At 65.0% G+C, this 20,383-nt stretch carries 20 protein-coding genes; 10 read left to right on the top strand and 10 right to left on the bottom strand.

All coding sequences use genetic code 11. The annotated features are described in order from the left end of the window. Positions 1–92 precede the first annotated feature (92 nt). From MKK62_RS04605 to MKK62_RS04565, 9 genes are all read left to right on the top strand, one after another. Complete coding sequence (locus tag MKK62_RS04605; RefSeq protein ID WP_240262151.1) at positions 93–908, top strand: SDR family NAD(P)-dependent oxidoreductase; 816 nt, start codon at positions 93–95, stop codon at positions 906–908. Between the two features lie 44 nt (positions 909–952). Continuing rightward, positions 953–1,606 carry a TetR/AcrR family transcriptional regulator gene (locus MKK62_RS04600; protein WP_240262152.1) on the top strand — a complete coding sequence of 218 codons (654 nt, stop codon included), beginning with the start codon at positions 953–955 and terminating at the stop codon, positions 1,604–1,606. 10 nt (positions 1,607–1,616) lie between these two features. Beyond that, positions 1,617–1,811, top strand: coding sequence for a ferredoxin (locus MKK62_RS04595; RefSeq protein WP_240262153.1), 195 nt, complete (start codon positions 1,617–1,619; stop codon positions 1,809–1,811). Positions 1,812–1,814: 3 nt separating this feature from the next. Beyond that, positions 1,815–3,059, top strand: a complete 1,245-nt coding sequence (locus MKK62_RS04590; protein WP_240262154.1) for a cytochrome P450 — start codon at positions 1,815–1,817, stop codon at positions 3,057–3,059. Positions 3,060–3,234: 175 nt separating this feature from the next. After that, the gene (locus MKK62_RS04585; RefSeq protein ID WP_240263824.1) at positions 3,235–4,296 is read left to right on the top strand and encodes an amidohydrolase family protein; all 1,062 of its coding nucleotides are present in this window, start codon (positions 3,235–3,237) and stop codon (positions 4,294–4,296) included. An 8-nt stretch (positions 4,297–4,304) separates the two neighbouring features. Next, positions 4,305–5,552: a M24 family metallopeptidase gene (locus MKK62_RS04580; protein ID WP_240262155.1), complete on the top strand. Its 1,248-nt coding sequence runs from the start codon at positions 4,305–4,307 to the stop codon at positions 5,550–5,552. Positions 5,553–5,554: 2 nt separating this feature from the next. Then, on the top strand, positions 5,555–6,685 hold the full coding sequence (locus MKK62_RS04575; protein WP_240262156.1) for a M24 family metallopeptidase: 1,131 nt from the start codon (positions 5,555–5,557) through the stop codon (positions 6,683–6,685). A 20-nt stretch (positions 6,686–6,705) separates the two neighbouring features. Beyond that, on the top strand, positions 6,706–9,108 hold the full coding sequence (locus MKK62_RS04570; RefSeq protein WP_240262157.1) for a CaiB/BaiF CoA transferase family protein: 2,403 nt from the start codon (positions 6,706–6,708) through the stop codon (positions 9,106–9,108). After that, positions 9,105–9,911 (top strand): SDR family NAD(P)-dependent oxidoreductase, encoded by an 807-nt coding sequence (locus MKK62_RS04565; RefSeq protein WP_240262158.1) that lies wholly within the window; start codon positions 9,105–9,107, stop codon positions 9,909–9,911. The genes MKK62_RS04570 and MKK62_RS04565 overlap by 4 nt, the downstream gene beginning before the upstream one ends. A 25-nt stretch (positions 9,912–9,936) precedes the next feature. Here MKK62_RS04565 and MKK62_RS04560 read toward each other — a convergent pair whose 3' ends face one another. The 3 genes from MKK62_RS04560 to MKK62_RS04550 all read right to left on the bottom strand — a co-directional run bounded on the left by MKK62_RS04560 (position 9,937) and on the right by MKK62_RS04550 (position 12,944). Then, complete coding sequence (locus MKK62_RS04560) at positions 9,937–10,776, bottom strand: mycofactocin-coupled SDR family oxidoreductase (RefSeq protein ID WP_240262159.1); 840 nt, start codon at positions 10,774–10,776, stop codon at positions 9,937–9,939. A gap of 29 nt (positions 10,777–10,805) precedes the next feature. Continuing rightward, positions 10,806–12,005, bottom strand: a complete 1,200-nt coding sequence (locus MKK62_RS04555; protein WP_240262160.1) for a cytochrome P450 — start codon at positions 12,003–12,005, stop codon at positions 10,806–10,808. Positions 12,006–12,290: 285 nt separating this feature from the next. After that, positions 12,291–12,944, bottom strand: a complete 654-nt coding sequence (locus MKK62_RS04550) for a TetR/AcrR family transcriptional regulator (protein ID WP_240262161.1) — start codon at positions 12,942–12,944, stop codon at positions 12,291–12,293. A 180-nt stretch (positions 12,945–13,124) separates the two neighbouring features. Here MKK62_RS04550 and MKK62_RS04545 point away from each other — a divergent pair, with 180 nt between their 5' ends. Continuing rightward, positions 13,125–14,300, top strand: coding sequence for an acyl-CoA dehydrogenase family protein (locus MKK62_RS04545; RefSeq protein ID WP_240262162.1), 1,176 nt, complete (start codon positions 13,125–13,127; stop codon positions 14,298–14,300). Between the two features lie 148 nt (positions 14,301–14,448). On the opposite strand, the gene MKK62_RS04540 is transcribed toward MKK62_RS04545, so the two are convergent. From MKK62_RS04540 to MKK62_RS04510, 7 genes are all read right to left on the bottom strand, one after another. Continuing rightward, a complete protein-coding gene (locus MKK62_RS04540; RefSeq protein WP_240263825.1) occupies positions 14,449–15,192 on the bottom strand; it encodes an acyl-CoA dehydrogenase family protein in 744 nt (247 codons plus the stop codon). Positions 15,193–15,242: 50 nt separating this feature from the next. Next, positions 15,243–16,340 (bottom strand): acyl-CoA dehydrogenase family protein, encoded by a 1,098-nt coding sequence (locus MKK62_RS04535; protein ID WP_240262163.1) that lies wholly within the window; start codon positions 16,338–16,340, stop codon positions 15,243–15,245. Next, positions 16,337–16,762 carry a nuclear transport factor 2 family protein gene (locus tag MKK62_RS04530; RefSeq protein ID WP_240262165.1) on the bottom strand — a complete coding sequence of 142 codons (426 nt, stop codon included), beginning with the start codon at positions 16,760–16,762 and terminating at the stop codon, positions 16,337–16,339. Before MKK62_RS04530 ends, MKK62_RS04535 begins: the two co-directional genes overlap by 4 nt. Further along, positions 16,746–17,960, bottom strand: a complete 1,215-nt coding sequence (locus MKK62_RS04525; protein WP_240262166.1) for a metal-dependent hydrolase family protein — start codon at positions 17,958–17,960, stop codon at positions 16,746–16,748. Before MKK62_RS04525 ends, MKK62_RS04530 begins: the two co-directional genes overlap by 17 nt. A gap of 3 nt (positions 17,961–17,963) precedes the next feature. After that, positions 17,964–18,287, bottom strand: coding sequence for a hypothetical protein (locus MKK62_RS04520; RefSeq protein ID WP_240262168.1), 324 nt, complete (start codon positions 18,285–18,287; stop codon positions 17,964–17,966). Further along, the gene (locus MKK62_RS04515) at positions 18,271–19,560 is read right to left on the bottom strand and encodes an aromatic ring-hydroxylating oxygenase subunit alpha (protein ID WP_240262169.1); all 1,290 of its coding nucleotides are present in this window, start codon (positions 19,558–19,560) and stop codon (positions 18,271–18,273) included. The genes MKK62_RS04520 and MKK62_RS04515 overlap by 17 nt, the downstream gene beginning before the upstream one ends. Positions 19,561–19,665: 105 nt before the next feature. Continuing rightward, the gene (locus MKK62_RS04510; protein WP_240262171.1) at positions 19,666–20,223 is read right to left on the bottom strand and encodes a carboxymuconolactone decarboxylase family protein; all 558 of its coding nucleotides are present in this window, start codon (positions 20,221–20,223) and stop codon (positions 19,666–19,668) included. Positions 20,224–20,383 lie beyond the last annotated feature (160 nt).

Genomic DNA, 20,383 nt, shown 5'->3' with positions numbered 1-20,383 from the left:
AGCCGAACGTAGCACCGCGGTCTAGCCGGACCCTGTGAGTGTCGTAAATCAATCGCTTGACTTAACTATCGGCCCACTTATTAACTCAATGGATGGTCAACGAACTGCTCGGCAAGGTCGCCATCGTCACCGGAGGGGCCTCGGGCATCGGCGCCGGAATCGTCGAGAAGTTTCTCGCGGAGGGCGCGCGGGTGGTGATCGCCGATGTGGAGCGGGAGCGGGGCGAAGCTCTGGCCTCGAGGCTCGGCGGCGATGTGGCCTTCCGGCTCGTCGACGTCGGGGACCCCGATCAGGTCTCCGCCCTCGCCGTCTATGCCGTCGAAACTTTCGGCGGACTCGACGTAATGGTGAACAACGCCGGGATCTCGAGCAAGATGCACCGCAGTTTCCTCGACGACGACTTCGCCGACTTCCACCGTGTCATGTCGGTCAACGTCCTGGGTGTGATGGCCGGTACCCGCGATGCGGCTCGATACATGTCGACCCACGGTGGCGGCTCGATCATCAACGTGTCGTCGATCGGCGGTATCCAGGCCGGCGGCGGTGTGATGACCTATCGCGCGTCGAAGGCCGCCGTCATCATGTTCACGCAATCGTCGGCGATCGAATTGGCGCACTTTGACATCCGCGTCAATGCGATCGCGCCGGGCAGCATACCGACCCCGATTCTGGCGTCGTCGGCGTCGGGAAAGTCGCGCGATGAACTCGAGCGATTCGAACAGAAGTTGCGGGCGCAGATGCGCGCCGACCGTCCACTGCAGCGGGAAGGCACACCGGAGGACGTCGCCGAGGCGGCGCTCTATTTGGCCGGCGACCGTGCTCGCTATGTGACCGGCACGGTGATGCGCGTCGACGGGGGGACCACCGCCGGCAAAGTGCTGCGGCGACGCAGCGAGCAGGGTAGTTAAATCAATCGCTTGACTTAATTGTGGTCAGCGCGTTGACTGACCGAGTGACCACCGCGAGGGCCGCGCGCAGCGAACGGGCCAGCACCACTCAAGACGCGATTCTGACCGCCGCTGAGCGGCTATTCGCCGAACACGGTGTGTTCGCTGTCTCGAATCGTCAGGTCAGCGAGGCCGCCGGGCAGGGAAACAACGCCGCCGTCGGTTATCACTTCGGCACCAAGACCGACCTCGTGCGTGCGATCGAGCAGCGGCACCGTGAGCCGATCGAGCGGTTGCGTGAGGACATGGTCGCGAGGACCCGCGGCTCCGACGACCCCCGCAGCTGGGTTGCCTGCTTGGTGCGCCCGCTGACCGACCATCTCGCGGCGCTGGGAAACCCGAGCTGGTATGCGCGGTTCGCGGCCCAGGTGATGACCGACCCGGCCTACTACAACATCGTCGTCAAGGACGCCCTGACATCTGAGTCCCTGGTGCAGGTCATCGATGGCATCAACCGTTGCCTGCCCGAACTTCCGCTCGATGTTCGGGTGGAGCGCAACTTGATGGCGCGCAATCTGCTGGTGCACACCTGCGCCGATCGCGAACGCGCGTTGGCCCGCGGCGAATCCGCGCCGTGGACATCCTGGGAGGCGGCGGGCACGCGCCTTATCGACGCGGTGGTCGGGCTGTGGCTGGCACCCGTCACGCCCCACGAATGAAGAGTTGATGATGAAAGTCTCTGTGGAACAAGACAAGTGCGCATCATCGGGTAACTGCGTGATGCATGCGCCAGAAATCTTCGATCAGCGCGACGACGACGGCGTCGTCATCGTGCTCGACGAGAACCCGCCGGCCGAGCACGCCGACGCCGTCCGCAAGGCCGAGGTGGGTTGCCCCGCTGTGGCCATTCACATCGAGGAGTGAGAAGTGCCCGACACACTCACCGGCGCAACGACCGAGACGGTCTCCGGCGCCCCCGACTATCCGATGGAGCGCGCCGGCGGTTGCCCGTTCGCGCCGCCGCCTGAAGTAATGCGCCTCGCCGAGGCGGGACCGCTGTCCAGGGTCAAAATCTGGGACGGCAGCACGCCCTGGCTCGTCACGGGCTACGAAGTGGCCCGCACGCTGTTCGCCGACTCCCGGGTCAGCGTCGACGACCGCCGCCCCGGGTTCCCGCACTGGAACGAGGGCATGCTCTCGACGGTGCACAAGCGGCCGCGGTCGGTGTTCACCTCCGATGCCGAGGAGCACACCCGGTTCCGTCGAATGCTGTCAAAACCGTTCACGTTCAAGCGCGTTGAAGGGTTGCGGCCGGCCATCCAGCAGATCACCGACGACGCGATCGACGCGATGCTGGCCGGTCCGAAGCCCGGTGAGATTGTGAGCGCTCTGGCGCTTCCGGTGCCTTCGCTGGTGATCAGCCAGCTGTTGGGGGTGCCGTACGAAGACGCCGAGATGTTCCAGCACCACGCCAACGTCGGCCTCGCGCGGTATGCCGCCGCCGAGGACACGATGAAGGGCGCGATGAGCCTGCACAAGTATCTTGCGCAGCTAGTCGAGGCCAAGATGGAGTCGCCGGCCGAGGATGCGGTGTCGGATTTGGCCGAGCGAGTCAAGGCCGGGGAATTGAGCGTCAAGGAGGCCGCGCAGCTCGGTACCGGGTTGCTGATCGCCGGACACGAGACCACCGCCAACATGATCGGCCTCGGGGTGCTGGCATTGCTGGAAAACCCGGACCAGGCGGCCATACTGCGCGACACCGACGACCCCAGCGTCATCGCCAACGCGGTCGAAGAGCTGCTGCGCTACCTGTCGATCATCCAGAACGGCCAGCGCCGCGTTGCCGCCGAGGATATCGACATCGCCGGCGTGGTCATCAAAGCCGGCGAGGGCATCATCATCGACAACGCGCCGGCGAACTGGGACCCAGCAGAGTTCAGCGAGCCCGACCGGCTCTACCTGCATCGGTCGGGTGCCGGCCAGCACATTGCCTTCGGCTACGGCCGGCACCAATGCGTCGGTCAGCAACTCGCCCGCGCCGAACTGCAAATCGTGTTCCACACCCTGCTTCGCCGCGTACCCACGCTGAAACCCGCGGTGCCGATCGACGACGTTCCGCTCAAACACGACCGGCTCGCCTACGGCGTCTACGAACTTCCGGTGACCTGGTGAATACGCCCGCCGGGCGATCCGGGCTGACTAGTCTCGATGACACAATTCGATTGGAGGGCCAATGATGTCGCCTCAAACCAGCACGCTTTCGCTCTACCCGCCCGGAGGATTCGGCGCGCCGAAAGACCGGCACGGTCAGGCCGACGCCAGCAAGACCGGACTGCCCGCCGGCACCGTGGTGTTCTCGGCGGACAACCACATCTCGATCGCCGACGACATCTTCTACAACCGCTTTCCCGACGAGCTGAAAGAGAAGGCGCCGAGGATCTGGTACGAGGACGGCGCCTACCAGGTTGGCAGGAAGGGGCAGTCGTTTCTGCCCGGCGATTTCAGCGCGGTGCTGATGCAATACGACGACCTGCCCGGAGCCGCCAGCACCAACATCGCGGCCCGCATCCAGGAGTTGCGTGAAGACGGCGTCGACAAGGAACTCGCCTTTCCCAACGCGATTCTCGCGCTGTTCCACTACCCGGACAAGCAACTCCGCGAGCTGGCCTTCCGGATCTACAACGAGTACATGGCCGAGTTGCAGGAGCAGTCGAACGGCCACTTCTACGGCGCCGGACTGATCAACTGGTGGGATCCGGCCGGTGCGAAAAAGACGCTGGCCGAATTGAAATCGCTCGGCTTGAAGACCTTCCTGTTGCCGCTGAACCCCGGCAAGGACGACGACGGCAACGTCATCGACTACGGCAGCGACGCCATGAAGCCGGTCTGGGATGAAATCGAGGCCGCCGGGCTGCCGATCACCCACCACATCGGCGAGACCCCGCCGAAGACTCCCTGTCAATTCAACAGCGTGGTCGTCGGCATGATGATCAACATCGACGGTTTCCGGGAGCAGTTCGCCAAGTACCTGTTCACCGGCATCCTCGATGACCACCCAAGCTTGCGGATCGGCTGGTTCGAAGGCGGAATTTCCTGGGTGCCTTGGGCTTTGCAAGATGCCGAGCATCTGGTGGCGTCCTACCAGCACATGTTCAACCGCCCCCTCGAACACGACGTGCGTTACTACTGGGACACCCACATGAGCGCCTCGTTCATGGTGGACCCACTGGGGTTGCAGTTGATCGACCAGATCGGGGTCGACAGAGTGATGTGGTCCAGCGACTACCCGCACAACGAAAGCACCTTCGGTTACTCGGAGAAGTCGCTGGCATCAGTTGTCGATGCCGTCGGTGCCGACGACGCGGTCAAGATCGTGAGTACCAACGTCACCAAATTCCTCGGGCTGTAGGCCTTTTGATGACTTCGACCCATTCGGTGCTGCCGCCTCTGACGTCGGTGGCCGACATTCCGGAGATTCCGGACATCGAACGGATGCGCCGCGAGACCGGTGCGCGGCTGCGTGCCGCGATGGCCGATCGCGGCATCGACGCCCTGATCCTGTTGGGCAACAACAGTGTCGTCTATGCGGCGGGGGTGAGTTGGCCGCTCGGTGATGCCGGATTGTCGTATGTCGAACGCCCCGTGGCGGTCGTGCTCGTCGACGACCCGCACCCGCACCTGTTCCTTCCGTTCCGGGAGGGCGCATCTTCGGAGTCGGGCCTGCCGGCCGACCACCTGCACGGCCCGGTTTATCTCGAATTCGACGAAGGTGTAGAGCGTTTCGCGCGACTGCTACCGGAACTCATCCCGGCCTCGGCCGTGATCGCGGTCGACGAACTCACCGGGGCCATGCGACGCGCTCAGCCGCAGCTGTTCCTCTCGGGGCCACCGAGCGATGCCGCTCAGATCGTCGGTGCGGCCAAGCTGATCAAGACCCCGGACGAGATCGCCTGTATCAACACCGCGGTGAAGATCACCGACACGGCCATGGTCGACGTGCAGGCTGCGCTCGCGCCCGGCATTCGGCAGATCGACCTGTCCGCGGAGTTCACCCGCCGCACGTTCGAACTCGGCGCGATGGCCAGCATGCTGGAGCCGATCTGGCAGGTGATGCCCAAGTTCAAAGCGGACGGGGTCTGGACCACCCACGGTGATTTGGCGTTGCCGCTGTTGACAACCGAGCGTGAGCTCGCCGCCGGTGACGTGCTGTGGACCGACGTCAGCATCACCTACCAGGGTTACTGCTCTGACTTCGGACGCACGTGGATCGTCGGCGACCAGCCCACCGCCCGCCAACATGCGCAGTATGACAAGTGGCAGGAGATCATGGACGCTGTGCTCGGCGTGGTGCGCGCCGGCGCGACGGTCGCGGATCTCGGCAGGACGGCGACGAAAGCCAACGGTGGTGTCCGGCCGTGGCTGCCGCACTTCTACCTCGGGCACAGCATCGGCGTCAACGCCGCCGAAATACCCATGATCGGAACCGATCTCGGCGACGACTTCGACGAGAACTTCGTCCTCGAGCCGGGCATGGTGATGGTCCTCGAACCCGTGGTGTGGGAAGAGGGCACCGGGGGCTATCGCAGCGAGGAGATCGTCGTCATCACTGAGGACGGGCATATCCGGCTGACCAACTATCCCTACGCTCCGTACGGAGTCCGCTGATCATGGGTACCGAGGTGGTGGCCGACGACCGCGCTCTCCGGACGGGTCGCCGCGACCGCGCGTTGGCGCAGATGGCAAGGCACGATCTCGACGTGCTGGTGCTGGGCCGGCAGGCGAACGTCCGCTACGTGTCCGGCGCGCCGCAGCTGTGGGTAGCGGGGACACGACCCTTCGGGCCGACGTGTGTGGTCGTGCGTGAAACCGGTGCGATCCATCTACTCAGCACCTGGGATGAAGGTGTGCCGGAGGACATTCCGCACGAAAATCTCTACGGCATCGCCTGGAACCCGATGAACACGATCGCCAACCTGCAGCGCATCGACGGTGCTGCAGCGGCGAAGCGGGTGGGCACCGACGCACTGTCACCGGGGTTCGCACAGCTGCTGCCGATGGCATTCCCGAATGCGGAGTTGGTCGACGGTGAGCTGGCGATGCGCGCGGCCCGGCGCATCAAGACCCCCGAAGAAGTGGTCGCGCTGCGTGAGGCCATCCGGGTGGCCGAACTCGGGTTGGCCGCCGCCGTGGCCGAACTGCGGCCGGGCGTCAGCGAAAAGGCTTTGTCCGGTGTGCTGTTGGAGGCGATGGCGGCCGGCGGGGTCAGCACCCCGTCAACCCAGGACGCCGTCTGGGTGACCGCGCGCGACCATCCGTGGCGCCGGGCGAGCCCGGACGGCCTGGTTCGTGACGGCGACTTGGTGGCGTTCTCGTCAGGAGTTCTCGACGGCGGCTACACCGGCGAGGTCGGCCGCACCTGGGCGGTTGGCGACGTCGCAGGTTCTGCCGACCTTTACCGCCGCTGGGATACCTTGTGGGACAGGCTATATGAGGCGTGCCGCCCGGGCGCACCGGCCATCGACCTGCTGTCCGCGTATCAAGCCGCCGGCGAACAACTGCCTGCGATGCCGATCGCGCGAGGCCTGGGTCTGGGGTTCGACCCGCCCGTGGTGTCCCAGCACCTGCCGGCGACCGCCGCCGAGGAGCAACTGGAAGCGGGCATGGTGCTGGCGGTCACCGGCTACGTCTGGGAATCCGGCGTGGGTGCGGTATTCGGGCGCGAGGCGGTGTTGATCACCTCCGACGGCGCCGAGGTTCTCACGTCGAGTCCCTCGGCCACCTTCGCGGTCGGCGCCTGAACGTGGGGGAGGAGTAGCCGGTGGCGCCCCTGCACGGCTACACCGTCGTCGATCTGTCCACCGGTATCGCGGGCGCATACTGCACGAAGCTGCTGGCGGACGGCGGCGCACAGGTGATCAAAGTCGAGTCGCCACAGGGAGATCCATTGCGACGATGGTCAGCGTCCGGCGCCGACATCGACGGTGACGGCGCTTTGTTCCAGTTCCTCGCCGGCGGCAAGCGCAGTGTGGCGGCCGGCGCCGGCGACGCGGATCTGGTCAACGACCTGCTGGCTGCCGCGGACGCGGTGGTGTGGTCCCGCGGATCCGCGGTTGCCGAGCGCTTCACCCCGCAAGCGCTGCGCGAGTCACATCCGCACCTGGTGGTCACGGCCATCACCCCATTCGGATTGGACGGCCCGTGGCGCGATCGCCCGGCGACCGAGTTCACCCTGCAGGCATGGTCCGGTGGCATCGTCGGCCTGGGTCGCGGATCTGCCGATCGGGCACCGGTATTCGTCGGCGGGCAGGTCGGTGACTACCTGACCGGCGCCTACGCCAGCGCCGCGACTCTGACGTCTCGGATGCGGCAGTTGGAAGCCGGAACCGGAGAGCTGCTCGACGTGTCGATGCTCGAAGCGCACATCCTCGGCCTGACCTATTACCCGGTCACGTTCTTCGAGATGCTGGGACACCCGTGGCGGGACGCCCGCAAGCTCACCATTCCCGGAATCGCCAAAGCCAAGGACGGCTTGGTCGACGTCGGATGCGGCACGGCGCAGCAATGGTTCGACCTGTGCGCGATGATCGGCAGGCAGGATTGGATCGACGAAGAGTCGCCGCTGTCGATCACCGAGATGGCCAACGAGAAGGCCGCCGAAATCCACGCATGGTTCGAAACGCAGAACGCCGACGACATCCGGGATCTCGCGAGTGCGTTCCGGATACCCAACGCTCCGGTGGCGAACGGCGCGAACATCACTGAGCTCGAGCATTTCCAGCATCGTGGCACGTTTGTGGCCAACCCGCGCGACGGATTCACCCAGCCCGGCCCTCCCTACCGGCTGCGGCCCGCGCTGCTCGCTGCGGCGCAGCCGGCGCCGCGGCTTGGCGAACACACCGCGCACTATCAGAGGTCACGGCCGACCCCGATCGAGCGTCCCGTGGCAGACGTCGTAAACCAGTTGCCGCTCAACGGCATACGAATCCTGGATTTGACCACGTTTTGGGCCGGTCCGAGCTGCACGCATTTTCTGGCGCTGCTCGGGGCCGACGTCATCCACGTTGAGTCGACCCGGAAGCCCGACGGCACCCGCATGCTCGCCGGCATTCCCGTCACCGAGGACCAGTGGTGGGAGAAGTCGCCCATCTTCTCGGCGCTGAACACCAACAAGCGCGGCGTCACCGTCGACCTTCAGACCGATGCTGGTCGAAACGTGTTGCGCCGACTGGTCGCAACCTCCGAGGTGGTAGTCGAGAACTTCACACCCCGGGTGCTCGATCAGATCGGCCTGGACTTCGCTGCACTGCAGACGATTCGGCCCGATGCCATCCTGCTGCGGATGCCCGGCTTCGGGCTCGACGGGCCGTGGCGCGACAACCCGGCGTTCGCCTACGTCATCGAGGCCGCGTCCGGCGTGAGCTGGCTTACCGGCTACCCCGACCGCAACCCCTACGAGCCGTACTCGATCGGCGACCCGAACGCCGGCATCCACGCCGTCAACGCGCTGCTACTCGCGCTCGAGCACCGGCGCGCTACCGGGCAGGGGGTGATGATCGAGGCGGCGATGGTCGACGCGGCCGTGAACATCGCCGCCGAACAGGTCATCGAATACTCTGCCTACGGGGCGCTGTTGCAGCGCGCCGGCAACCGCGGACCGGTCGCCGCGCCCCAAAACCTTTACCGCTGCGCCGACATCGACGAATTCGATCGTCTCGACAGCTGGGTCGCGATCGCGGTGGCCGACGACGATCAATGGATCGGGCTTTGCGCCGCGCTCGGTGAACCCGACTGGGCGCTCGACCCGTCACTCGCCAGCGCCGACGGCCGCCGCGCCCAGCACGACCTGATCGACGAGCGGCTGGCCGTGTGGTGCCAAACACGCAGCGGCGACGACATCGTGCGCTGCCTGTGGGACGCCGGCGTTCCGGTCGCCAAGGTGATGCAACCGCACCGACAGACCGAGATCCCGCAGCTGCACTTCCGTCGCTTCTTCGAAGATGTCGGGCACCCCGTCAACGACACGACACCGCACAGCACCGTGCCGGTACGGTTCTCGGCCGGACCAGAACGATTCCATCGGACCCCGGCGCCGCTACTCGGCCAACACAACCACGAGCTGCTGGCTGAGATCGGTTTCAGCGCAGACGAAATCGTCGAGTTGGAAAACGAGGGCGTGATCGGTTACACGCCCGGCTCCGCGCGACGGGCCGCCGCCCGATGACTATCAGCCCGTCCGACATTCTGCTCACCGATCGCGTCGCGGTGGTCACCGGCGGAGGTACCGGCATTGGTCGCGGTGTCGCGGCGGGTCTGGCCGCATTCGGTGCTCGAGTGGCGATTTGGGAGCGCGACGCTGACAGCTGCGCCGAATCCGCCGACGCCATTGGCGCTCTGGGCATCGTCACCGACGTCCGGGACAGCCATCAGGTCCGCGCGGCACTCGACCAGACTGCCGCGGAGCTCGGCACGGTGACCATCCTGGTGAACAATGCGGGCGGAGTGTTCTTCTCGAAACTGCTCGACACCACCGAAAATGGTTGGGACGCACTCTACAAAGCGAATCTTCGGCATGTGTTGCTCTGCACGCAGCTCGTGGCCCGCGAGCTGGTCGGCGCCGACCTGCCCGGCAGCGTCATCAACCTGACGTCCATCGAAGGTGTGCGTGCCGCGCCCGGCTACGCGGCGTACGCGGGCGCGAAGGCGGGCGTCATCAATTACACCAAGACCGCCGCGTTCGAGCTGGCACCCAACGGGATTCGTGTCAACGCGATCGCGCCTGACCTCACCCTGACCGAGGGACTGATGCGGCTCAACCCAGACGGCCCGGGTCCAGCGGCCAGCCGGGCGATCCCACAGGGCCGCCCTGGCCACGTCTACGAAATCGCCAGTACAGCAGTCTTTCTCGCATCTGACATGGCGAGCTACATCACCGGCCAAACTTTCCATGTCGATGGGGGTACCCACGCCGCCGGTGGGTGGTACCACGTCCCCGACACCGACGGTTTTGCCTTGGGGCCGGGCTAGACCTCCCGACGGCAACGACGGGAAGCTACTTCAGGCAGCTGCCGCCGTCGACGGGAAGCGTCACACCTGTGATGTAGCGCGCTTCGTCGGAGGCCAGGAACAGCACGGCGTTGGCAATGTCCTCGGGCTCGACCCACCCGATCGGCAGGGTGTGCATCAGCTGGCCGACGACCTTCATGTCCTCGGGGCCTGGGTTCTCCAGATCGGGACGGAACAACTTCATCGTGCCGTCGTTCATGAACAGCGGGGTGTTGACGTTGGTCGGGTGCACGCTGTTGACGCGAATGTTTTGCGCGCCGAGTTCGACGGCGAAGGTGCGCATCAGGCCGACCACGCCGTGCTTGGCGGCGACGTAGTGACCGGTGTGCGGGTACGCCTTGAGTCCGCCGACCGAGCTGGTCAGGATGATCGATCCACCGTTGCCGCCCGCAAGGATATGTGGCACACCGGCTTTCACGGTCTTCCAGACACCGCCGAGGTTGATGTCGATCATCTCGGTCCAGTCGGTTTCGCTGGTCTTGTCCAGCGTCTGACCACCGTTGCCGATGCCGGCGTTGGCGACGATGATGTCGAGCTTGCCGAGCTGCTCGACGCCGGTGTCCACCGCGGACTTGAGCGCGTCGTAGTCACGGACGTCGACTTCCGCGGTGTAGATCCGGCGGTTGTGGCCCTTGACCAGATCTGCGGTCTCGGCCAGATCCTCCGGTGTGGAGGCGGCGATCAGATCCACGGTGTCGAGCTTCTTGCAGACATCGACCGCGATGATGTCGGCACCCTCTTGAGCCAACCGCACCGCATGCGCGCGACCCTGACCACGGGCCGCACCGGTGATGAACGCGACCTTGCCTTCGACGCGACCCGCCATCGTTACCTCATCTCCTTAGTTGTGATCGCTCAACCGACGACCGCCGGCATCGTGTCCCAGCCACGAACGGTTGACGTCGGTGACAATGCGGCACGGCTGAGGTCGACCTGCCATTCGGGGAAGCGCTTGAGGATTTCCTCGAGCGCGATTCGTCCCTCCAGCCGCGCCAGCGCCGAGCCCAGGCAGTAGTGGGTGCCGACGCTGAAGGACAGGTGCTGGCGTGGCTCGCGGTGAATGTCGAAAACGTCGCCGTCCGGCGGGAATTGGCGGTGGTCGCGGTTGGCCGCGCCGATGAGCATCATCATCGCGCTGCCCTCGGGCACGGTCTGTCCATAGTAGGTGACGTCGCGCGTCACGTAGCGGGCCACGTGCGGGGCGGGCGGCTCGAAGCGCAGCAGTTCCTCGATGGCCGCGGGGATCAGGGCCGGGTTTTCGACTAGGTCCCGACGCTGGTCCGGGTGCTCGGCCAACACCTTTCCGGCCCAACCGATCAGCCGGGTGGTGGTCTCGTTGCCCGCGCCCGATACGACGGCGATGTAGGTCAGCAACTCGTCGCGGGTCAGCTTCCGTGTCACGCCCTTCTCGTCAACGAACTCGACGTTCAAGAGGTCGGTCATGATGTCGTCGGACGGGTGCTTGGCACGCCAATCGATGAATTCGGCGAAGAACTCGCCGTTGTCCATCGGGGACGAGACATCCATCGGTTTGCCTGCCTCGGTGCGCATTTGGTTGTTCGCTCTGTCGCGCGCCGCTTCTTGGTATTCGTCGGGAACACCGAGCAGCATGCCGATCACCTTCATCGGCATCTGAGCGCCAAGGTCGCCGACGAAGTCGAAGCTGTCGCCGCTGGCAATGGGATCCAAACTGTGCGCGCAGAATTCGCGGATCTTGGGTTCGAGCGCGTTGATCTTGCGAGGCGTGAACATCCGGGCCAGCAGTTTGCGGTGCACGTCGTGGATTGGTGGGTCCTCGAAGATGATCACGCCCGGTGGGATGTCGATGTTGGCCTTGATCAGTTCGATGATGGCGCCCCGAGCCGAGCTGAACGTCGCGTGGTCGACGAGTGCGTCGTCGACGTCGGAGAACCGGCTCAGCGCATAGAAGTCGTGCTGGGAGTTGTAATACAGCGGCGCTTCCTCGCGGATCGCCTTGAAAGCTTGGTAGGGGTCGGCATTGATCTCCACGTCGTACGGGTCGTAGTAGACGCCGTCGGGTGCAGCCACTGTCACTGGGGTCTCGCCTCTCGCCGCGCGCGCATGGGTGATGGCGCAAAGAATCTGCGGCCACTCTGTCACCGGGCGGTGGCGGGTGTCAATGTAAGATCCATTTTCGCTACTCATTATTCTTTGATAGCGAGAATCTCATTCTCCAACCGGCGTTCTGCGTGCGATATGCGAACACAGTTTCCGTGCTTTACCTGGCGATCCGCCCGCGTGGGCGCTACCTCAGCAGAACTTCGGGTCGCACGAGCGCAAGTACGATTCTCGCTGAGCGGTACGGAGGTTCTCAGTCGACTATGTGCCGACGAATCCTCGCGAGCAGAAGTCCCAGACCTCGTCGGCGGTGATCGGGTGCACGGTGGCGTCGTCGGTGCCGCCGCTCGACTGGGCGATGAACATCACCGTCTGCATGGTCATCGCGGCCATCCGCCTCGGATTGATGCCAGAACGCAATTCGCCGGCCTCGCTGGCCGCTTCCATCAACTCGGTGAGCAAAGTCACCAAGGGCGCATGCGCCACTTTGACTTCCTCGGGATGTGACACCAGCAACCGCGGAGCAAAGTCGGTGAACAGCGGCCGCTTCGCGGTCGGATCCGGGCGTGACGCTTCAAACAGCAGCTCGACTGCAACCTTCAAGCGCTCGATCGGGTCACTGTGGTTGGCGGTGGCGGCGCGGATCTGGTCCGAGGAGCGGCTCAGGGCGTCTTCGAAGAGCGCCAGCAGCAACTCATGTTTGCCGTCGAACTGCAGGTAGAAGCTTCGCAGCGATTGCCGAGAACGGTCGACGACCTCTTGGACGGTAAAGTCCGTGCTGCCCTTCTCGATGATGATGGCCTGCGCGGCGTCCAGGAAACGCTGCACCCGCTGCGCGGCCCGTAGTTTCGCTGTCTTGATCGACCGCTCGACGGCGCGCTGCTTCCAGGCCGGCTCCTCGCTGGGACTGGTCACGGGCGGCTCGGAGTGCTGCCGAGAGGGGAGAACATGGTTGGACTCTACCGGAGAACGCCGTGTCATTGCTGTGCTCTCCCCCTCGCGGGACGACGTGTCTGAGATTGTAACTTTCCCTTCGCGAGAATAGTATTCTCTTACCGCCCTCCAGGGAAGCGGAATGCGAATTACGGAGCGCACATGCAGCTGACCTTCGATGCCGACGTCGAAGCGTTTCGGGCCGAATTCGTGGCTTTCCTCGACGAGCACCAGCCTGTGGAGGCGCAGGCCGTGCAGCGTTCGCGGTCGTCGTCCGACGTCCCGCAGTGGGCCCGGCAATGGCAGCAGCTGTTGTTCGACAACGGCTGGCTGCTACCCGGCCAGCCCCCGGAGTTCGGCGGCCGCAACGCCAGCGTGCTGCAGCAGTACGTGCACGCCGAGGAGTTGTCCCGCCGTCGGATCTACCAGAGCTTCAATCCGCAGGGCGTCGGCATCATTGCCGCGTCGCTGCTGTCTTTCGGGACGCCGGAGCAAAAGCGGCAGTGGGCGGTACCCATCCTGCGGGCCGAGATCACCGCATCACTGGGCATGAGTGAGCCGGGCGCCGGTTCGGATCTCGCGTCGCTGCGCACCGCCGCGGTTCGTGACGGGGACCATTTCGTAGTCAACGGGCAGAAGGTGTGGACGTCGGGCGCCCATGACGCCGACGTGCTGCTGACCTTCGTGCGGACCGACCCCGACGCACCGAAACACAAGGGGATCAGCGTGCTGTTGATTCCCACCGACAGCCCGGGCCTGACGCGCCGGCCGTTCGCCTCGGCCGCCGCCCGCGACGACCAGGACTTCAACGAGGTGTTCTTTACCGACGTGCGGGTGCCGGCGGAGAATCTGGTGGGCCCGCTGAACGAAGGATGGCGGGTCGCCAACGGCTCGCTCGGGCACGAACGAAATATGCTCTGGATGGGCTATGCCGACCAATTGCAGCACTTGGCAGCCGATTTCGAGCCGTCGGGGGAGCTCGAACGCGATCGGTACGCCACCTTGGTGATGGATTGCGAGGCGCTGCGGCTCATCGGTTCGGTGACGCTGGCGCGGGCCGCCCGGGGCGAGGACGACGTGGCGGGCCAGTCGGTGCTCAAGCTGCTCGGGTCCGAGGCCGTTCAAGCCGGGACCGAGCATGTGCTGGGCGCCAGCCGAGTCGACGGGCTTGTCCACCCGGCCCTCACGGGTTCTTATGCACCGCTGAGTCTGGATGCGCATTTCGGCAGCTGGTTCGATCGCTACCTCCGTACCTTCGCCGCGACGATTGCCGGCGGCACGTCGGAGATCCAGCGGAACATCATTGCCCAGCGAATTCTGGGCCTGCCGCGAATCTGATTATCAGTCGAACGTGATCCACACGGCGTTACCGGAAGCGGGACCCGGCGTGCCCGCCTTCGAGCGAATTCGATTACTGATTCGCTCAGAGGTGGGCAGAAGGGTACATACCTTTCGTCAGTGACGGGTGTGACCGTTGAGCCTTCGCTCAGAGCTGGATGAGTCGTGGCGCAAAACCCTTGGTGCGTAGTGTAATTCCTGCTTCACGGGTCAGGTCGCGAGAACTACCGAGCAATCCGTCGAGCACCAGCGCGCGTTTGATGTGGCGTTGCAGGCCGTGCTCGGCGGTGAACCCGATACCGCCGAGCACCTGTTGACAATGTCGTGCCGCGGTCAGCGCCGCCTGTCCCGCGGCGGCCTTGGCGAGCGCGAAGCCGAGATCGTCGGGTTCGGTCGCGGCGGCCACCAGCGTCGCCTCGGCGCCCTCGATCGCAACCAGCGTCTCGGCGAGGCGGTGCCGGACCGCCTGGAACGACGCGACGGGGCGCCCGAATTGCGTGCGGTCGAGGGCGTGTTGACGGGCCAGCGACAGCATGGCCCGGCTCGTGCCTACCAGCCACCAGCCAACGGCCTGCCGTCCCGGCCCCAGCGGAGTCGAATCCCCTTCGCCGACAGGGTGAATCGGCAGATCGTCGCCCAGCACCGAACTCGGCTCACCGGAACGCGCCCACACCACCCACGAGTCGCCGGTATACCGTAGCGGCACCGTGCCGCCGCCGTCGCGACCGGCTGCACGTAGCACCACGTCGTTGACCACCGGGGCGTGGGCGCCTGTCTCACCGAGGAGGCGAAACACCAGTGGGACTGCGACATCAGGCATTTCGTCGAGCATTTCGAGCCAACCGAGCTCGATCAGCGCCCTGTCGAGTCGCTCACCCGACGAAGTTTCCATCGTCTTACGCAGGCCGTCTTCCAGCAGCTGCACGGATTGGGCGTCCACGCTCACTCCTTGCCCAGATCAAGGAGCCGGCGCGCGATGATGTTGCGCTGGATCTCGGCCGTACCTCCGTAGATGGTCGACGCGCGAGAATAGAGGAACTCCGAGCGCCAAGGAGTGTCGTCCAACTCCAGCACGCCCGGTAACAGGTCGCGCACCGTGTCGTACAACCGCTGCTCGGCGCCGGCCAGCAGCACCTTGTCGATCGACGTCTGCGGCCCCAACGACTCGCCGTCGGCCAGCCTGTGCTGGGTGGCACGCGACCGGCAGCGCAGCGTGTGCAGCGCGAGATACGCTGCGCCGAGCTCGTATTCGTCCGGATCGTGAGCCTCGGCGATCAGCTCGTCGAAACGCGAGTAAAGGTACGCGATACGCTGCCAGAAGCAGGTGGAGCGTTCGTAGGGCAGCAGGTCCATCGCCAGCCGCCAACCGTCGCCCGGTTTTCCGAGCATGCGGTCACCCGGCACCACGACGTCGTCGTAGTAGACCTCGCAGAATTCGTCCACACCGTGCATGGTGCGCAACGGGCGTACGCTGATGCCAGGGGTATCCAGGTCGACAAAAAAAGCAGTGATGCCTTGATGGTTTGGGTAGCCGGGCGCGGTCCGGGTGAGCAGGATGCATCGGGTGGAGAACTGCGCGTAGCTCGTCCACACCTTTTGGCCGTTGACGATCCAGTTGTCACCGTCCTGCACGGCCCGAGTGGTCAGCGATGCCAGGTCGCTGCCGGACCCGGGCTCGGAAAAGCCTTGGCACCATTGCTCTTCGCCGCGCAATAGGCGTGGAACCATCTCGGCGGCGAGCCCGTCGGGCGCGTAATCGATCATGGTCGGCGTCAGCACTTCGAGCATCGAATAGGGGCCCGGCTCGGCGAGGCGGCGACCCACCACTTCTTCGCCGACGACCGCGCGCAGGATCGCGGGACCGCCCAACCCGCCGACCTCGACCGGCCAGCCGTAGCGCATCCAATCGGCGTCGTAGAGCGCTCGGCTGACCCGGGCCATCTGCTTCATGTGGCCTTCGAGTGAATGATCCGGGCCCGGCGTCAGGTCCTGCTCGTCGAGCCAGGCCCGAAGATCCGTCCGGAACTGTTCGACCTTCATGCTGTCGAGCTGGGACGCCCGATCGCGTGTGGCCGACCCGAATCGTGTACGCCACTACGCCGGATGAAAGTCATGGCACGGGTTTTCAAGCGCCACCCGTCGGCGGTGCGCACGTAGTTGTCCTTGTAGTAGCCGATCCGCATGTCGTGGGTGGCGTGGTCGATGAAGCACAACGGCTGGGTCCCGGTCGCGGTGTCGCCCTCGAGGTCGATCACCGGGGTCGCGGTCATGAACAGACCCTTCGGCGCGGCATCGACAAGCACGGGAAACCGGTCCAGCGAGTAGGTTTCGCCGAACGCGCTGTAAGTGCCGTCCGGGGTGAAAACCGCGACCAAACCGTCGATGTCTTCCTGGGTGATCGTCACCGCGTAACGGGCCAGCAGTTGCTGGATCTCCACGAGATCCTCAATTCGGTCCGACATAGACTGTGCCGCCTTTCATCACGAAGTTCACGTGTTGCGTCACGGTGATGTCCGACAACGGATCTCCCGGCACCGCGATAATGTCGGCGAGCTGACCCTCTGCCAGCCGGCCGCGGTCATTGACGTTGATCAGGTCGGCCGCGACCGTGGTGGCGGCCCGCAGCACCGCCAGCGGCGGCATGCCCCACTCCACCAACGTGACGAGCTCGTCGGCGTTCTTGCCGTGTGGGATCGCCGGCGCGTCGGTGCCGACCGCGATCTTCACCCCAGCTTCGTAGGCGGCCTTGATCGACGTCTCCGCCTTCGGAAACATCTCGGCCGCCTTGTCCTGCAGCTCTTTTGGAGCGCGGGACACGTCCATCGCTTGGGCCAGCCGGCGGGTGGTCACCAGGAAGCGGTCGTTGTCGACCAGCATCTGGATGGCCTCGTCGTCCATCAGGAAACCGTGCTCGATGCAGTCGATGCCGCACGCGACCGCGTGCTTGACGGCTTCTGCGCCGTGCGTGTGCGCGGCCACCCGCAGCCCTCGTCGGTGCGCCTCGTCGACGATCGCGCGGAGCTCCTCGTCCGAATAGTGTTGCGCACCAGCCTCACCGGTCAGCGACATCACGCCGCCGGACACGCATACCTTGATCAATTGCGCGCCGTGCTTGATCTGGTAACGCACGGCTTTACGGATCTCGTCGACACCATTGGCGATGCCCTCTTCGACGGTCAGCTCGAGCGCGCCCGGCATGAAAGCGGCGAACATCGTCGGATCAAGGTGGCCGCCGGTCGGTGTGATCGCATGACCGGCCGGCACAATTCGGGGCCCATCGACCCACCCCGCGTCGATGGCCTTGCCCAGCGCCACGTCGAGCAGGTAGCCACCGGTCTTCACGAAGAGCCCCAAGTTGCGCACCGTGGTGAACCCTGCGCGCAACGTGCGTCGGGCGTTACCGATGGCGCGCAACACCCGCGTCGGCGGATCGTCTTGCACCTGGGACAGTCCGGGCGTCTCGCCCCGTCCACCCATCAGCAGGTTGACTTCCATGTCCATCAGTCCTGGCAACAGGATGGAATCGCCGAGATCGATGATGTCGCCTTCGGGTTCGCCACCGACACCGACGATCCGGTCGCCGTCGACGCGCACGATGCCTGGCGAGACGATCTCACCGGCGTCGACGTCGAGCAGCCCGGCGGCCTTCAGCGTGAGCACCGGCTAGATCACCGGCTCCCGCAGCACCTCGACCCAGGCGGCCCCGCTGTCGGGAACGCGCGGCTGCTTCCACGCCTCGATCGGGAACGACACCATCACCAGCGACTGCATGATGTGCATGAGTGTCCTCGCGTCGTCGGGCAGATCGTCCAACGGGAACTTATCGCAGTACGCGATGACATCGTTGAGCTTCGGGAATGCCACGTCGTAGAACGCCTGCATCTCGGCCATCGAGGAGCTCAGCCGTTTGGCGTAACGCTCCGGTTCGGTGGCCAGATCCCAGTCGAGAAACGGCTCGAGGGCGGCGAATTCAGACGGTAACGCCATTGTTGTGGTGCTCCTTTTCCCATTTCGCGACGAAGTCGCCCGTGGTCTTGTGCAAGTGGCGGATCAAAACCTCTTGGTCGCAGAGCAGGAACTCCTTGACGGCCCGAGTGCCGATCATGGTCTGCGTCGCCTCCAGCGTGTTGGCATCCTGCAGCGCGTACTCCTTGAACGTCACCGCCGCCAACTCCTGGGCCAGCCGTTCCCGCGCGTTGCGCGGCGGAACGAAATACAGCGTCGACTCGAAGATGTGCTTGTCGACCGCGGTCGGCCAGTAGTGGTAGGTCAGGAACCAGCCCGGCTCCCAGATCAGCAGCATGAAGTTCGGGTAGAACAGCCACGAGTCGATGCCCCACTGCGGCACCCGCTTCACGTTGACACCCGGTGGCAGCTCCAGGTTTTCGATGATTTCCGGCTTGTCCCACGGGCCGAATAGCCCGCTGCGCAGCACCTGATCCATCGGCTTGACCATGGACATGTCCGTGGGTGGCGCCTGCCCACCCCAGGTCGACTGCAGGTTGTGCGGGCCGGCCAACTCGTAGTGAAGCGCCTCGTAGCCGAACTTTTGGATCTTGGCGGCTTCTTCCTTGGTGTACTGACCCTGGTGCAGGATCGGCGCGTGGTAGAACTCGACGAACGCGTCGATGAACAGCTTCCAGTTGCTGCCGACTTCCGCGCGGTAAGAATAGGTTTCGGTCATTTCGCCGAACGGATAGCCCTCGATGCTTTTGGCCAGCGGACCGAGGTAGTCGACTAGCGGTGCCGCATCCGAGTCGAAGTTGATGAAAATGAAGCCTTCCCACACTTCACAGCGCACCGGTGCCAGGCCGTAGTTCGTTTTGTCGAGGCCGAAGAATTCCTCTTCCTGCTGAACGAAGGTCAGGTCACCGTCGAGGCTGTAGCGCCAGGCGTGGTACTTGCAGGTGAACTGCCGGCAGGTACCGGAGGTCTCTTCGTTCGGAAAATCGTTCCACACCAGCTTGTTTCCGCGGTGCCGGCACACGTTGTGATACGCCTTGACCGAGCCGTCCTTGGTCTTGACGATGATCACGGACGTGCCCTTACCCGCCGACGGCAGCTCTTTGGTGAAGTAGCTGCCGGTGCGGGGGAGTCGGTCGATCCGGCCAACGTTGAGCCAGGTCTTCTTGAAGACCGCCTCGCGTTCAGCTTCGAAGAACGCCGGGTCGATCGAGTCGGTGTAGTCCACCGGGTCCGTGCCCAGGTCCGGGTAATTCTCGGTCCAGCTGCCCGCGGCGGGCTTGGGGAAGTGTGCCAATGTCCTTACCTCTCTTGTGTTCCGGCGCGTTCTTCAGCGCCGCTTCTCCTCATCGCCCTGCGGGCTCTGCATCGTCGCGGGCGCGGTATCTAGCGCCGCTTCTCCTCATCGCCCTGCGGGCTCTGCATCGTCGCCGGCGCGGTCCTCGACCTCGACGCCAAAAGTGTTCAATGCCAGTGCCAGCGCGATGTAGTTGCCAGCCGTAAAGACCAGGTCCATCCGCTGCTGCACGTCGAGCCGTTCGCCGAGTGCCGTCCAGGTCTGATCGGAGAGGTTGCTCTTCTCGTCGAGTTCGTCGACGGCACGCAACACAGCGTCGTCGAACGCGTCATCTGAGTGCCCGTTCCGCGCGGCGGCGATGTCCGCATCGGTGAGCCCGACTCGCGCGCCCAGCTCGACGTGGTGAGTCCATTCGTAGTCGCACTCGCGGCGGTGCGCGACGCGCAGGATCACCAGCTCGCGTACCCGCGCCGGCAACGTCGACCCGTACAGCAGGTAGGTGCTGAATTTGAGGTAGGCGCGGGTCAGCTTCGGGTGACGGACCAGCGTGGATAACAGGGTGCCGGCGTCGTCGGGGTTGCGACGCTCCTCGGGCAGCATCACCGATACCGCGTCCCGGGCGGCGTCGTCCCACTCCTCCGCCGTCAAAGGGGACAGGCGCATGCGGGCTCCTCAGGTAAGAGAATCGTATTCTCAAATTTGACCAACAGGTTTCCACGAACTCCGCCGTTGGTCAATATCCGGGTGTCATCTGCACCGACGCGTGCGCTCCAGGTAACCCCATCCGATCTGCCAACCCAGCCCCTGCGGCGGGGCCGGTACC

The sequence above is a fragment of the Mycobacterium paraterrae genome, from assembly GCF_022430545.2.
Classification (GTDB): domain Bacteria; phylum Actinomycetota; class Actinomycetes; order Mycobacteriales; family Mycobacteriaceae; genus Mycobacterium; species Mycobacterium paraterrae.
The sequence above is the reverse complement of the archived record's forward strand: the minus strand, read 5'-3'. Positions and strand labels throughout refer to the sequence as shown.